This is a genomic window from Streptomyces capitiformicae (assembly GCF_002214185.1).
GTDB lineage: Bacteria > Actinomycetota > Actinomycetes > Streptomycetales > Streptomycetaceae > Streptomyces > Streptomyces capitiformicae.
Window position 1 is genome coordinate 1,519,205 of the sequence record NZ_CP022161.1, and the last position, 13,748, is coordinate 1,532,952.

General features: G+C 70.4%; 14 protein-coding genes and 1 pseudogene. 8 read left to right on the top strand and 7 right to left on the bottom strand.

All coding sequences use genetic code 11. The features are described from left to right. Nucleotides 1–45: 45 nt before the first annotated feature. From CES90_RS06770 to CES90_RS06780, 3 genes are all read left to right on the top strand, one after another. A complete protein-coding gene (locus CES90_RS06770) occupies nucleotides 46–297 on the top strand; it encodes a hypothetical protein (protein ID WP_229913529.1) in 252 nt (83 codons plus the stop codon). A gap of 72 nt (nucleotides 298–369) precedes the next feature. Next, the gene (locus CES90_RS06775; protein ID WP_189780449.1) at nucleotides 370–798 is read left to right on the top strand and encodes a roadblock/LC7 domain-containing protein; all 429 of its coding nucleotides are present in this window, start codon (nucleotides 370–372) and stop codon (nucleotides 796–798) included. Next, complete coding sequence (locus CES90_RS06780; protein WP_189780450.1) at nucleotides 795–1,406, top strand: GTP-binding protein; 612 nt, start codon at nucleotides 795–797, stop codon at nucleotides 1,404–1,406. The genes CES90_RS06775 and CES90_RS06780 overlap by 4 nt, the downstream gene beginning before the upstream one ends. 4 nt (nucleotides 1,407–1,410) lie before the next feature. On the opposite strand, the pseudogene CES90_RS06785 reads toward CES90_RS06780, so the two are convergent. Beyond that, nucleotides 1,411–1,536: pseudogene (locus CES90_RS06785) on the bottom strand (adenosine kinase); the annotation flags it as partial. A 428-nt stretch (nucleotides 1,537–1,964) separates the two neighbouring features. Beyond that, nucleotides 1,965–2,519, bottom strand: a complete 555-nt coding sequence (locus tag CES90_RS06790) for an ATP-binding protein (protein ID WP_189780451.1) — start codon at nucleotides 2,517–2,519, stop codon at nucleotides 1,965–1,967. A gap of 382 nt (nucleotides 2,520–2,901) precedes the next feature. Between CES90_RS06790 and CES90_RS06795 the strand changes: the two genes are divergently transcribed. Genes CES90_RS06795 through CES90_RS06805 form a run of 3 tightly spaced genes read left to right on the top strand, consistent with a single transcriptional unit; the run spans nucleotide 2,902 to nucleotide 4,993 of the window. Continuing rightward, complete coding sequence (locus CES90_RS06795) at nucleotides 2,902–3,777, top strand: helix-turn-helix domain-containing protein (RefSeq protein WP_189780452.1); 876 nt, start codon at nucleotides 2,902–2,904, stop codon at nucleotides 3,775–3,777. A 1-nt stretch (nucleotide 3,778) separates the two neighbouring features. Beyond that, a complete protein-coding gene (locus CES90_RS51905; protein WP_373313238.1) occupies nucleotides 3,779–4,120 on the top strand; it encodes a DUF397 domain-containing protein in 342 nt (113 codons plus the stop codon). Nucleotides 4,121–4,177: 57 nt separating this feature from the next. Continuing rightward, complete coding sequence (locus CES90_RS06805; RefSeq protein WP_189780453.1) at nucleotides 4,178–4,993, top strand: SAM-dependent methyltransferase; 816 nt, start codon at nucleotides 4,178–4,180, stop codon at nucleotides 4,991–4,993. Between the two features lie 132 nt (nucleotides 4,994–5,125). Here the strand turns inward: CES90_RS06805 and CES90_RS06810 are convergent, their stop codons facing one another. After that, entirely contained in the window at nucleotides 5,126–6,226 is a 1,101-nt protein-coding gene (locus CES90_RS06810) for a LacI family DNA-binding transcriptional regulator (protein WP_373313239.1), read from the bottom strand. Nucleotides 6,227–6,665: 439 nt separating this feature from the next. Here CES90_RS06810 and CES90_RS06815 point away from each other — a divergent pair, with 439 nt between their 5' ends. Further along, a complete protein-coding gene (locus CES90_RS06815) occupies nucleotides 6,666–6,968 on the top strand; it encodes a hypothetical protein (protein ID WP_189780454.1) in 303 nt (100 codons plus the stop codon). On the opposite strand, the gene CES90_RS06820 is transcribed toward CES90_RS06815, so the two are convergent. Both CES90_RS06820 and CES90_RS06825 read right to left on the bottom strand, forming a co-directional pair. After that, nucleotides 6,931–8,706, bottom strand: a complete 1,776-nt coding sequence (locus CES90_RS06820) for a glycoside hydrolase family 35 protein (RefSeq protein WP_189780455.1) — start codon at nucleotides 8,704–8,706, stop codon at nucleotides 6,931–6,933. The genes CES90_RS06815 and CES90_RS06820 overlap by 38 nt on opposite strands. 72 nt (nucleotides 8,707–8,778) lie before the next feature. Further along, nucleotides 8,779–10,008: an MFS transporter gene (locus tag CES90_RS06825; protein WP_373313240.1), complete on the bottom strand. Its 1,230-nt coding sequence runs from the start codon at nucleotides 10,006–10,008 to the stop codon at nucleotides 8,779–8,781. Nucleotides 10,009–10,233: 225 nt separating this feature from the next. On the opposite strand from CES90_RS06825, the gene CES90_RS06830 reads away from it, so the two are divergent. Further along, a complete protein-coding gene (locus CES90_RS06830; RefSeq protein ID WP_189780456.1) occupies nucleotides 10,234–10,608 on the top strand; it encodes a hypothetical protein in 375 nt (124 codons plus the stop codon). Between the two features lie 107 nt (nucleotides 10,609–10,715). On the opposite strand, the gene CES90_RS06835 is transcribed toward CES90_RS06830, so the two are convergent. Both CES90_RS06835 and CES90_RS06840 read right to left on the bottom strand, forming a co-directional pair. Next, entirely contained in the window at nucleotides 10,716–11,684 is a 969-nt protein-coding gene (locus tag CES90_RS06835; protein ID WP_189780457.1) for a hypothetical protein, read from the bottom strand. A 241-nt stretch (nucleotides 11,685–11,925) separates the two neighbouring features. Further along, entirely contained in the window at nucleotides 11,926–13,239 is a 1,314-nt protein-coding gene (locus CES90_RS06840; protein ID WP_229913530.1) for a hypothetical protein, read from the bottom strand. Nucleotides 13,240–13,748: the final 509 nt, after the last annotated feature.

Genomic DNA, 13,748 nt, shown 5'->3' on the forward strand with positions numbered 1-13,748 from the left:
GAGGAATCAGATGTCAGATACCCGCGACGGCCGGGCATGTCATCGATGAGCGCCGGAACCTCAGCCGAGGACGCGAAGAACCAGGCGGCCGCCCCGGGCGGCCCTCAGGGCCTCCCCCGGCGGCCCCGGCCCCGAGCGGCGCCGTCCGCGCCTCCGGCCCGTGACGCGTCGGCGGGCGGCCCCCAGGATGACGACGCCGAAGACACCCTCTCCCCGGACGCCCTGGCCCGTGCCATGACGGCGATCCAGCGGGGATCGATGCGGGCCAGGCTCGCCGAGCCGGACGGCGCCGACTGACGGCCGCCGTCGCGGCCCCCGAAGCCTCGGCGTGTCCCCCTGGCGCCGACCGACTGTGAGGAACATTCAGGAATGAGTGAGCAGGTACCCCCGGGTCCCCAACTGGACTGGCTGCTGGACGGACTCGTGGAGCGGATACCCGAGATCCGCTGCGCCATCGTGCTCTCCGGGGACGGCCTTCTCATCGGCAAGTCGAAGGACATCCGGTTCGACGACGCGGAGCACCTGTCCGCGGTCGGCTCGGGCATGCACAGCCTGGCCCGGGGCGTGGCACGTCACTTCCACGGCGGTGAGGTCCAGCAGACGGTCATCCAGATGGAGCGGGCGTTCCTCTTCGTGACCGCCGCCGGGCGGGGCGCGCGGCTGGCCGCGATCGCCTCGGAGGAGGTGGACGTCGGCATGATGGCGTTCGAGATGGGCACGCTGGTCAAGCAGGTCGGCAAGTACCTGAGCGCCGCGCCCCGTTCGGAGACTCCGACCGGTTACGTGCAGGACGCATGACCCGCGGCGGCGCGGCGGCGGGCGGTCCCGTGGTGCCCACCGCCCTGAAGATCCTCATCGCGGGCGGCTTCGGCGTCGGCAAGACGACCATGGTGAACTCGGTGAGCGAGGTGTCACCGCTGCGGACCGAGGAACAGCTCACCGTGGCGAGTGAGGGCGTGGACGACCTCACGGGCGTCGAGCGGAAGACCTCGACGACGGTCGCCCTGGACTTCGGCCGCATCACCATCTCCCCCGAACTGGTGCTGTATCTCTTCGGTACGCCGGGCCAGGAGCGCTTCTGGTTCATGTGGGACGGCCTGGCCACCGGTGCGCTGGGCGCGGTCGTCCTCGCCGACACCCGGCGGCTCGACGCGTCGTTCGCCTCGATCGACTTCTTCGAGTCCCGCGGCATCCCGTTCGCCGTGGGCGTCAACTGCTTCGACGGCCGCCGGGACGTCGACGCCGAGCAGGTCCGCCAGGCGCTCGACCTGGGCCCCGCCGCGCCGGTGATCCTCTGCGACGTACGCGAGAGCAAGTCCAGCAAGGAGGTCCTGCTGGCGGTGCTCGGGGCGGCCCGCCGGAAGATGGAGGCCCGCCTGGTGGCGGCGGGCCTGCGCCCGGGCTGACCGGTCAGGGGCTCAGCTCGGCTGCCCGGGCCAGGAGTTCGGTGCGGCTGATGGAGTCCGTGCGGGTCGAGGGCACCGTGCAGGCGTAGGCGCCGGCGATCACGCCGTAGAGGCCGCAGCGGTGCGGTGGGTACACGATGGTGTGGACGCCGGCCCCGCCCAGCACAAGCACGTCGATCTCGGACTCGGTACGCAACGTGCCTCCGATCACGGCGGGTTCATGGCGGAGGCAGCGTACGTCTGGGGCGGCTGAGCGGGGGCCCCGAGCGGGGATGGGCGGGGAGCGGCCTGGGGCACGGGAGGCGACGGCTGTGCGACCACGCTCCACGGTGTGCGCCCCGGCGCGCATCGGCACGCTCCGGGCTCGGGCAGGCCCGCCGGGTGCGCGGGCACATCCCGGGTCGCCGGATGGCTCAGGGCGGCGAAGACCTCGGCGGTGGGTCCCGACTCCACGGCGGCCTGCGCCGCTCTTCCGACGTCAGGTGCACGGTCCCACCGCGTGGACGTGACCGGCCACGGACGGTCCCGCGGCCTTCGCACGACTCGTCGGCGGAGCGTTCACGTCCAAGAAGGGTCGGCGAGTTGGGCCTCGGCGGTGTTGGTTCGGGCCGTCGGAGGGACGGGTTCGGCGGAGTTCCCGCCCTCCGACGGCAGTTCTGCCCAGACGACGCGACCGGACCGTTGTGGGGTGTCTCTGACCCCCCAGTCGCTGCTGAGCACGCCGACCAGCATGAGCCCTCGCCCGTTCTGGTCGTCGGGTCCCGGTCGGCGCCGGGCGGGCAGTTCGTGGCCGCTGTGCTGGTCCTCGACCTCGATGCGGAGCCGCTGCCCTGTCATGTGCAGCCGGCACACGATCCATTCGCTCGTCGTGTGCGTCAGCGCGTTGGTGACCAGCTCGGACGTGATCAGGAGGGCGTCCTCACGGGTCTCCGCGCCCACCTCCCACTCGCCGAGCAACTCGCGCACGGTTCTGCGCGCCTCGCCCGCCGACGCGAGCACCGCGGGCAGCCCGAACACGCCCGCTCTGTGCGGTTCGTACGCCACTCGGGCAAGGGGTGGACACACGGCCGGCGTCAGCCGGGCCGACGACTGGGGGAGGGTGGGCGGAGCCATCGCCGTATGCCTTTCGTGGGCTCTTAGCACCGGGAGGTACCGGTGCCCCGGCCGTCTCGCCATTCGCCGCGAGTGTCGTGCAACCCGCTGCGAACAGCGTTGAGTTGCGGCCACATCTCCCCCAACCTGGCCGCGCAGCCCCAGCGTTCACCGAAGCCGTGACGGTACGCCCACTGTGGCATCCGCCAGCAACACCTCGCAACCAGCAAGTTGAAAATTGCAATTCGTCGGTCGCAGGATGCCTCCGTTCTCGCCAAGATCGTGCGAGACTGCGATCTCGAAGCGACTCGCTCAACAACGCGCAAGCCGTGCAGGAAAGCGCGCAAAGCGGCACGAGGACGTTCAGCAGGACCTCTGGCTCGTGCGAGAAGAGGAGGTGGGCGTGGCCGCGGAGACCGACTGGGGCGGTGCCCCCTCCGTGCTGCGCATGATCCTCGGCAAACAGCTGGAGGAACTGCGCACTCGCGCCGGGCTCACCTTCGAGCAGGCGGGCGAGGCGATCGGGGTGAGCCACTCCACGATCCGCCGGATGGAGGCCGCCAAGGTCGCCCGGCTCCGCCTGCCGGATGTCGAGAAACTGCTCCAGGTCTACGGCGTCCGTGACCAGCAGGAGATCGAGACCTTCCTCAAGTCGGTCCGCGAGGCCAACAAACGTGGCTGGTGGCACACCTACCGCGACGTACTGCCCGACTGGTTCGCCGCATACCTCAGCCTGGAGCAGGCGGCGCTCCAGATCCGCGCGTACGAGGCGCAGTTCGTGCACGGCCTGCTCCAGACGGAGGAGTACGCGCGCGCCCTGCTGGGCGCCGGCAACCCGCACGCGGCGCCCGAGGACACCGAACGCCGGGTGGCGCTGCGCATGCGGCGCCAGGAACTCCTCACCCGTGAGCAACCGCCACGGCTGTGGGTCGTCATGGACGAGACTGTGCTCAGGTGGCCGGTGGGCGGGCCGGACGTGATGCGCGCCCAGATCGACCATCTGATCGAGCTGAACCGGCTGCCGCATGTGACGGTCCAGCTCATGCCCTTCCACAACGGCCCGCATCCGGCGATGCGGGCCGGTGCGTTCCATCTCTTCCGGTTCAGGGCACCCGAATTGCCGGACATCGTCTACCTCAATGGTCTGGTGGGTGCCGTGTACCTCGACAAGGGAGACGACGTCCTCGTCTACCGCGAGGCCCTGGACCGGTTGGGCGCGCAGTCGGCGCCCGCCCGCAAGACCGAGGTTCTCCTCGGTGCGATACGCAAGGAGCTCTGACGTGCACCACCGCATATCCGACGGAGTACACAACAACGTCCACAACAGCGTTCACCACGACACCCGGAACGACCTCCGCAACGACATCCGCAACGACATCCGCAAGGGCGTCCGCAACGGGATGCCGGCCCGCGACCTCGGCACGCAGGACTGGCAGCGGCCCTGGAGCGACGACGCGGGCGGTGCCTGCGTGGAGGTGAAGAAGCTCGCCGACGGCCGCGTCGCCGTACGGCAGTCCACCGACCCCGACGGCCCCGCGCTGGTCTTCACCCCGTACGAGATGACGAGCTTCCTGGCGGGGGTGAAGGCGGGCGAGGCCGACTTTCTGCTGCCTGATTTCTGAACCCCTGGCTTTATCCGACCGTGCACCTGGACAGACGACTTGATGGGAGGGGCGGCTTTGCCGAACAACGGATGGCCGGCCGACCGGATCGACACCGAGCACGCGCACTCCGCGCGCATCTACGACTACATCCTCGGCGGCAAGGACTACTACCCGGCCGACAAGGAGGCCGGTGACGCGATGGCGCAGGAGTGGCCGGCCCTGCCGATCCACATGCGCGCCAACCGCGACTGGATGAACCGCGCCGTGCGCTGGCTCGCCGAGAAGGGCGGGATGCGCCAGTTCCTGGACATCGGCACCGGGATCCCGACCTCCCCCAACCTCCACGAGATCGCCCAGTCGGTGGCGCCGGAGTCCCGGGTCGTCTACGTGGACAACGACCCGATCGTCCTCACCCTCTCCCAGGGCCTGCTGGCCAGCACGCCCGAAGGGAAGACGGCGTACATCGAGGCCGACTTCCAGGACCCGGACGCCGTCCTCAACTCGGCCGAGTTCCGGGAGACGCTCGACCTGGACAAGCCTGTCGCGCTGACCGTGATCGCGATCGTCCACTTCGTCCTGGACGAGGACGACGCGGTCGGCATCGTCCGCCGCCTCCTCGAACCCCTCCCCTCCGGCAGCTATCTGGCGATGACCATCGGCACCGCCGAGTTCGCGCCGGAGGAGGTGGGCAGGGTCGCCCGCGAGTACGCGGCCCGCGACATGCCGATGCGGCTGCGCACGATCGACGAGGCCCACGAGTTCTTCGAGGGCCTCGAACTCGTCGAGCCCGGCATCGTCCAGGTCCACAAGTGGCACCCGGACGGCACCGGCGAGCAGAACATCCGCGACGAGGACATCGCGATGTACGGGGCGATCGCCAGGAAGCCGTGACTCAGAACGTTCCTCGCGCCCCGAAAGGGGCGCGAGGCTGTGTCGATGTGCGGCTCCGCCGCGTGGGCGCGACAAGCCCACACACCCGCAGACGCCCAAGCACCCACCCCGGCACCCCGGGCGGCGCACGAACTACCGCGCCGGCCCTGTACTGTCACGAATGATCAGCTCAACAGGGATGACCGGTTCCTTCTCCAGAGAGCCACCCGTATCCCCCGGGTCGTCCAACTGCGCCACAAGCAAGCGCAGCGACCTCGTGCCGATCGAGGAGAAGTCGGTCCGGATCGTCGTCAGCGGCGGCAGCAGGTGCGCGGCCTCCGGGATGTCGTCGTAGCCGACCACGCTGACGTCGTCCGGCACCCGGCGACCGGCCTCGTGCAGGGCCCGCAGCAGACCGAGGGCCATCTGGTCGTTGGAGACGAAGACGGCGGTGACGTCAGGGTCGGCCGCGAGCCGCCGGCCCAGTTCGTAGCCGGAGTCGGCGCTCCAGTCGCCGACTAGGGGGTCGTGGACGGGCGCGCCGACATCGGTGAGAGTCTCGCGCCAGCTCGCGGCGCGGCGGTCGGCGGAGGTCCAGCCGCTGGGACCGGCGATGTGCCGGACGGTGGGATGCCCGAGACCCAGCAGATGCTCCGTGGCCAGCCGCGCCCCCGCCCGGAAGTCCGAGGAGACGACGGGCGTGCCGTCGCCCAGGCCGTTGTCCAGCATCACCAGTGGGGTGTCGGGGCGGGCCTGGGCAAGTGCGGTGGCGACCGGGCGCTGGGGGGCGATGGCGATGATCCCGTCCGCGCCCTCGGCCGACAGCCGGTCCACGGCCTGGACGACCGTGTCCCGGTCCGCCGTGTCGAGGGCGATGGAACTCACCAGGTAGCCCGCCTCCTGGGCCGCCGTGTTGATCGCGGTGAGGGTGGAGGCGGGGCCGTAACGCGCCGCGTCGAAGGAGATCACCCCGAGCATCCGCGTCCGCCCACTGGCCAGCGACCGCGCGCTCCTGCTCGGCCGGTAGCCGAGCGTCCGCATCGCCTCCAACACGGCCTCCCGGGTCTCCGCCCGCACCGCCGGGTTGTCGTTGAGCACGCGGGAGACAGTCTGTTTGGACACCCCGGCCAGGCGGGCGACGTCGTCCATCACCGGGCGGGAGCCGGCGAAGTTCCGGCGGCTGCGGCTGCCGGTGGTCGACCTGCTTCCTCCGGTACGTCCGGCCGTGGTGCCGTTCGTGGCACTTCCGGGCATGGCTGCTGCTTCCTTCGGAATCGTCCCGGCGGTCCTGTTCCACCTGGCAGGGCCACAGGATAGGCCGGGCCGCGCGGGAGGGCTCGGCGAGCATCACTTGACCGGTCGGGGGCGGGTTCCCAGGATCCCGCGCGTGCCGGGAACGCATGACGCGCGCCGAGAACGCATGACGCGTGCCGGGAACGCATGGTCGGTGATGGCAGCTGAGTTTGCAATGACCTCCTCGGCTGTCATCAGCGGGTGGATCTCGCTGAGCGCGTTGCGATCGGCCGGGTACCGATGAAGGACGACCGGCGGGCCGAGCGCCGCGCCCTCGAGGAGACCGCCCGTCGCCTCGCGGTGCCGTGCGGGGCAGCACACCGGCCGGGTACGCGGCTACCAGGACCGGGCGAACGCTTCGAAGCATCGCCGCCTCCGAGCACTCAAAGCCCGTCTTGCCGTGGTCGAGCAGCACATCGCCGAAGGACGGCCGTCCGTAGTGGTGGGCGGCCGCCGTCCGGCGAAGACACGGCACAACCTGGCCGACGTCCAGCTCACGGCCGAGCACTGGCGCAAGCGGTGGGACGCGGCCGGGCTGTTCCTCTCTGCTGACGGCGAGTCCGGGGCCCCGCACGGGAACTACACCATCACGGTGGACCCGGCGGACGGCAGTGGTAGGGCGGCGGGTTCCGGGACGCGCAAGCGGTGCGGGGACGGGGACGCCGTCAGGGCTTCACCGGGCCCAGGTCCGGCGTGTCCGTGAGCTCGGCGCGGGCGTTGGTCGTGGCGTTGAGCTCCAGCAGGACCAGCTCGTTGGCGCCGGGGCGCAGAACGGGGGCGGGGACGTACAGGGTGCGCTGCGGGCCCCGGTTCCAGTAGCGGCCGAGGTGGAAGCCGTTGATCCAGGCCTGGCCCTTGGTCCAGCCGGGCAGGGAGAGGAAGGTGTCGGCGGGGGTGTCGACGTCGAAGGTGCCGTGGTGGAAGGCGGGCACGGTGACCGGGGTCGCCTCGGCCGGGGCGAAGGGGACGGCGGACAGGTCGGTCAGGGGCAGCCGGTGGGTGTCCCAGCCGTGCAGGGCGGTGCCGTTGAAGGTGACCGGGCCGAGCAGGCCCTTGGGTGCGCCGATGCGGGGGCCGTAGTTGACGCCGCCCATGTTCTCGACCAGCACCTCCAGCGTGGCGCCGGGCTGCGGGACGCGCAGGGGCAGGGTCTCGTCGTGGCGTTCGCGTTCCAGTACGCCGGCGGGGGCGCCGTCCACGAAGACCTGGGCACGGTCGCCGACACCGCCGGCGAAGTGCAGCAGACCGTCGCCCGCTTCGGGAAGGGTGGTGCGGTAGAGGACGTATCCGGAGCGCTGCCCCAACTCCTCCATGGTGACCGGGTGTTCGGTGCGTGCGACCGGCTCGGCGGTGCTCGTGGCGTACGGCAGGAGGGGTGCCCTGCGCGTCAACTCGACCGTGATTCCCGACAGTTTGGGTGCGGGCGCCGGGACCGGCTCCTCCGGTACGGGGGCGTGGCGGGCGATCACCTCGCGGAAGGCGTGGTACTTCGGGCCGGGGTCGCCGGACTCGGTGAGGGCGGCGTCGTAGTCGTAGGAGGTGACGATGGGCGCGTAGCACTGGTCGTGGTTGGCGCCGTTGGTGAAGCCGAAGTTGGTGCCGCCGTGGAACATGTAGATGTTGACGGAGGCGCCCGCGGCCAGCAACCTGTCGAGATCGGCGGCGGCGTTCGCCGCGTCCCGTACGTGGTGCTCCTCGCCCCAGTGGTCGAACCAGCCGATCCAGAACTCCGAGCACATCAGCGGCCCTTCGGGCTGGTGGGCCCGCAGCGCCGCCAGGGATTCCTCGATCCTGCCGCCGAAAGTGGCGGTGGACAGGACTCCGGGCAGGCTCCCGGCCGCCAGATGGTGGCCCGACCCCGCCTGGTCACAGGTGAACAGCAACTCCTCGACGCCACGCGAACGCAGCGCCTGGTGCACATGCTTGAGGTACGCGGTGTCGTCGCCGTACGCCCCGTACTCGTTCTCCACCTGCACGGCGATGACCGAGCCTCCGTTCGCGGCCATGTGCGGCAGCAGCGGGGGCAGCAGGATGTCGAGGTAGCGGTCGAGGGCGGCGGTGAAGCGGGGGTCGCTGGAGCGGAGCCGGATGTCGGGGTCCGTGGTGAGCCAGGAGGGCAGTCCGCCGCCGTCCCACTCGGCGCAGATGTACGGGCCGGGGCGCAGCAGCACGTGGAGGCCCTCGTCCCGGGCGAGGCTCAGATAGCGGGGCAGGTCGAGCAGGCCGTCGAGGACGAGGGGGCTGTCCGGGTCGGGCTGGTGGAGGTTCCAGGGGACGTACGTCTCCACGGTGTTCAGGCCCATCAGCCGGGCCTTGCGCAGCCGGTCGGCCCACAGGTCCGGGTGGATCCGGAAGTAGTGCATGGCACCGGAGATGATCCGGAAGGGCTCACCGTGGAGCAGGAAACCGTCGGAGGCGGTGGCGAGAGCGGGGGTATGCAAGGGGGGTTCCCTTCGGTTCGGGCGTACGGGCGAGGGGGGTGAGAGGGGACGAGCGGGGACGAGCGGGGACGATCACTCGACGGGGTGCGCGGAAGGGGCATTGGGGCGGGTCGCCCGGATCAGCCACAGCGTGGCCAGCAGGCACAGCGCCGAGACCGCGCACAGCAGCAGCGGCACCGCGCGGACGCCGGACCACTCGATGGCCTTGCCCAGCGCGGGGCCGGCGGCCACTCCCCCGACCATGGACGCGGCGATGACCAGCGCTCCGGCCCGGCGGGCCCGGGGTGCGACCGCGTTCAGCCAGGGCAGGCCGGTGGGGAAGATCGGGGCGATGAAGAGCCCGACACCGGCGTACGCGTACGGGGCGAGCCAGGGGACCGAGGCGAGCAGCAGACAGACGGTCATGCCCGCGCAGGACACGGTGATGATCGTCCGGGCCGAGTGGCGCAGGGCGATGGGGGCGACCAGGAAGCGGCCGACGGTCATCATCAGCCAGTACACGGACGTGGCGGTGGCGGCGGCCCCGGCACCGTACCCGACCGTCTCCAGGTGGGTGGGCTCCCAGCCGCCGACCCCGGCCTCGATGCCCACGTGCAGCACATAGAGGGTGACGAACACGGCGAGCACCGAGGTCAGGCTGCGGCCGCGGGCCGACGACCCGCCGCTCCGGGCGCCGGAGGTGTCGGATACGGCCAGGGGTGCCCGGTCGCGTACGCCGCGCAGGCACAGCAGCAGCGGCAGGTTGGCGGCGGCGAAGGCGAGGAAGACCGCCGGGTAGTGCTCGGCGCCGACCGTGGCGATCAGGACGGGGCCGAGGATCGCGCCGATGCCGAAGTGCGCGTTGAGGATGTTCAGCATCGCGGTCGAGCGGTGGCCGAAGCCGACGGCGAAGAGCTGGTTGAGGCCGTAGTCGATGCCGCCGAAGCCGAGTCCGGCGAGCAGGGCGGCGACGAGTCCGACGGGCCAGTTCGGCGCGAGCGCGAAGCCGGCCGCGCCGAGGGCCATCAGCAGATACGAGGTGCCGAGGATCGCCCGGTTGCCGATGCGGCCGTAGAGCCGGTCGAAGAGCAGCACCCCGGCGACCCCGCCGACGAAGTGCGCGCTCAGCCCGAGTCCGGCGGCCGAGGGCGACAGCGCGAACTCCTCGCGGAACGCCGGGATCGCGGGGCCGTAGAGCGCCTGGAGCACACCGATGAGCACGAAGCCCACACAGGAGGCGACCACGGCGGCCGGGCTGAACGTCCGTGTGTCCGGGGCGAGTCGGGGAGGGTGCACCTGTTGCGCGATCGGTAGGTCGGGCACGCGGAACTCCACCTCTTCGTGACAGGGACCTTCGCCGGTGTTACCGGTAACACCGGCGAAGGCAAGTGTTACCGGTAACATCAAGCCCGTCAAGCTGCCGCCGAGGGTGCGTGCGAGGTACGGCCGCCGGCGCGCGGGGGTCGGGGTTTCCTCGGGAGGGGTCCCGTAGGGGGCGGGCTACAAAAGCCGTGCGGGAAATCCCCCAGAGGACTGGAGGTCCAACTGATGACTACGGGTGTGCTCCGGCGGACCACGACCACCGCCCTGACGCTGACCATGGCCGGAACGCTGGGCCTCGGCCTGATGGCCCCGGGCGCGAACGCCGCCAACGGGCCCTGCTACGACGGCCGGTGCAAGACCACCGTGAGCAAGGGCAGGACCATCAAGGTCAGCAGCAAGAAGTTCGGCTTCGGCACGCTCAAGGTCGCCGGTGTCAGCCCCAGCCGGGTGACGTTCTGGGCCAGGTGGAGCGGTGGCTACTCGGAGGCCAGCACCAGCGGCAGCGGCAACGGCACCGTCCAGTTCAACAACCTGAAGATCTGGGTGAAGTCGGTCTCGGGCGGCAAGGCCAAGATCCAGCTGTTCCCGACGAAGTACTGAGCAGTGCACGCGGGCGCGCCCGGGACAGGGGTCCGGGCGCGCCTACGTGTGTTCGGTGTTCGGTGTTCGGTCAGACAGTGCGCAGGGCATCTACCTGGAGTCCGGCATCAGCCACGGCACTGGGTGATCGGGTTGCAACCTCGGGTGTAGCCGTTCGCGTCGTCCGAGATCAGGTCCGTGTCGAAACCCCAGTGCGCGTACCCGTCATTGGCGGGGTCGTATTCGACGCGTGCCGCCACATGGTGGGGATTGGCCACGAAACTCTCGTAGTCGAAGGTGATGGGCCGACGGAGATCGAGGAATCCATTGCTCTCGTGCGCCGTCATCCGATAGACCCGCACACCGACGATCGCGTAGTTCGGAATGTGGTGGACGTAGGCCCATTCGTCCTGGGACTCATAGCGCTTGGCCAGGTCCGGACGTTCCCGCTCCAGCTGGTCCACCACGTTCAGCGCGTTGCTCGCCCACGTCGGATCGATCACATAGACGTAGGTGTGCGCGGTTATCTGTCCCGCCTGGCATTGCGACGCCAGGAAAGGACCGATCCCCGGGATGAAGAGGCGGGCCAGGAACTGCCCCCTCGTGCAGCGCGGCTCCATGGCCACGGTGGCCAGGTTGTTCTGCCCCTGGCTCCGGGCGAATCGCTCCGCTTCGCTCTGCGATCCCGACGTCGAGATGTAGTTGCTGGTCAGCGACCGGTCACCGGTGACATGGTTGACGAGGTCGTTGTTGCTTCCCCGGGCCGTGAAACCGTCCCGGAAAATCACATCCGGTGAGCGGGAATCCCCTCGATACAGGTTCGCGGGGAATTGCCGCTCCGCATTGAGATTCTGGTTGCGCAGACTGGAACACCACTCTCCGCCGGACCCCGAGGCGGCGCCTCCGGGGCAGGGGTCGCCGTCCGCACGGGCGGTCCCCACCACGCCGAGGGGCCCCAGCAAGGTGGCGCACAGCGCCAGCATCACAGTGGAGACCACCGACGCGATCACGCGGGGCCGGGGGCGGGTACGGGGCCGGAAAGCGGTGCGTTGCTCCCCAATGGGCACCGGTTCCGGAGGTGCGAGCGTTGAGGACATTCGAGCTCCTTGACGTGCTCTCGGGTTCTCGCCCGAGCCTGTCGTCCGCCTCGGGCAAGCCCTCAAGCAACCAGCAGCGTGTAACAACGGCCCCACAACCACATCACAAGCCCCGCGCGACTGGGTACGGGCCAGTGATGGTGAGTGATTGGCAGATCCGTCCCAGCGATATGTCACTCATGCACCGCTTTGATGGGATGGAGTCGGCGTTTCGGTGAGACGGATCTGCCAATTGCCCCCCTCAGCAGATGGTCTCGGTGCTGTTCACCAGGCGGTTGTTGCGGAAGGTGGTGTTCTCGCCGCAGGGGCTCTCCCTGATGGAGGAGTTGGTGACCGTCAGGTTCTGGACGGTGATGTCGCGGTTGTTGGGGAACTCCGAACGGGCCGCGAGGCGGATCTCGCCGCCGCCGGAGACGGTGCCGCTCTGGGCGGCGAGGTTCACGTTGTAGCAGTTCTCGATCAGGACCGCGTTGTTGCCGGTGTTGGTGAGGTTGATCCGGTCGATGACCGCGCCGCCGCTCTCGGAGACACAGAAGACACCGCGTCCGCCGCCGCGCGCGATCACCTCGCCGACCCGGATGTTGGTCGGGTACGAACTGCCGACCCGGCCGTTGCGGTTGGCCATGCGGAAGGCCGCGTAACCGGTGCCGGTGCCCGCGCCGTCGGCGTCGACCCTGGTGACGGTGGCGTTGATGGTCTGGTTGAGGAGCAGGCCGGACTCGCCGACGTTGCGGGCGGTCACCGTGCCTACGATCAGGCCGTCGACGCCGTACGTCTCGACGGCGTGGCTGCTCGCACCCGACACGTACGCGCTGTCGATCCTGACGTTCCGCGTCCACTGGCTGGTGTCGCCGCGGTTGTCGATGCGGACGCCGAGGCCGCGCGAGAGGCGCATGTCGAGCCGGCCGAGGACGACGTTCTGGACGTTGCGCAGGAAGATCCCGTACAGCGGGGTGCCGGTGAGGTTGAGGTGCTGGACCTCGATGTCCCGGGTGCCGCGGGAGTAGACCGGCGCCTGGTCGCCCGATCCGGTGCCGGTGACGTTGATCGTGCCGCAGACGTCGAGCACGGTGTAGCTGGGCAGCGAGACCCGGGACCCGGCGCTGATGGAGCCCGAGCCGCGCACCACGACGCGTTCCTTCGACGTCCGGCCCGACGTCAGGCTGTTGACGGCGGCCTGGATCGCGGCGCGCATGTCGGTGCCGGTGTACGTGACGCTGCTGCCGCGCCGGGCGGTCCAGGTACTGCCGTTCAGCACGGCCTCCGCCTGGTACGAGCCCTCGCCGCACGCGGTGGAAACCTCGGCCGGCCCGGGGGCCGCGGCCGACTCCGGGGCCGCGGCCGACTCCGGGGCCGCGGCCGGCTCCGGGGCCGCGGCCGACTCCGGGGCCGCGGCCGGCTCCGGGGCCGCGCTCGCGGGGGCGGTCAGTACGGCGGCGCCGGTGAGCAGGGCGGTGGTGCAGGCTGCGGTGACCAGGGCTCGCCTGCGGTGGGTGGTGGGCTGAGCAGTCTCAACGGTGCCTTGGAGGAGGTGAGTTGCGGCTCTGCGTCCCATCTCGGTTTCTCCTGTGGGGGCGTGGGTGTGTGGGTGCGTGGGGGTGCGGGGGGCAGGGGAATTGCGGGCGGGGGTGCGGCGGAATTGCGGGCGGGATCGGCTCGCCTGCCGTTCGTTCGCCGTGAGCCGCCGGCCCATGTCTCGTCGAACCCGATTCGACCGCGGTGCCACGGCAGCCGATCCCTGTGACGGGCCGCGAGTGTGGCAAGCGCTTTCCGTCGGGTCAAGGGTCAGGCGGCCCATCCCCCTACGACACCCCGGCACCCGACGACCCCCGGGCGCCTCCGGAGCGAATCACATACCCCCGCACGCCCCCACGAATACGCCGCGCGCCCCAGCAACCGGACGGTTCCCGCCAAAACCCTCGCCTGAGGGCCGACGCACTGCCACTCTGTTGCCGTCGGCACAGGGGCGGGGGGACCGGTCCTGGCACGGCATCGGGGGAACACATGCCACAGCCATGCACGGGCTCAACTCTGTGTATTTCGGGGGCACTTCACTCGGCCCGT

Bases quoted from the DNA above. Each gene is read 5' to 3' on its own strand.
- CES90_RS06840 (WP_229913530.1), bottom strand. From the start codon at position 13,239: ATGGGACGCAGAGCCGCAACTCACCTCCTCCAAGGCACCGTTGAGACT.
- CES90_RS06835 (WP_189780457.1), bottom strand. From the start codon at position 11,684: ATGTCCTCAACGCTCGCACCTCCGGAACCGGTGCCCATTGGGGAGCAA.
- CES90_RS06790 (WP_189780451.1), bottom strand. From the start codon at position 2,519: ATGGCTCCGCCCACCCTCCCCCAGTCGTCGGCCCGGCTGACGCCGGCC.
- CES90_RS06770 (WP_229913529.1), top strand. From the start codon at position 46: ATGAGCGCCGGAACCTCAGCCGAGGACGCGAAGAACCAGGCGGCCGCC.
- CES90_RS06830 (WP_189780456.1), top strand. From the start codon at position 10,234: ATGACTACGGGTGTGCTCCGGCGGACCACGACCACCGCCCTGACGCTG.
- CES90_RS06810 (WP_373313239.1), bottom strand. From the start codon at position 6,226: ATGCCCGGAAGTGCCACGAACGGCACCACGGCCGGACGTACCGGAGGA.
- CES90_RS06775 (WP_189780449.1), top strand. From the start codon at position 370: ATGAGTGAGCAGGTACCCCCGGGTCCCCAACTGGACTGGCTGCTGGAC.
- CES90_RS06780 (WP_189780450.1), top strand. From the start codon at position 795: ATGACCCGCGGCGGCGCGGCGGCGGGCGGTCCCGTGGTGCCCACCGCC.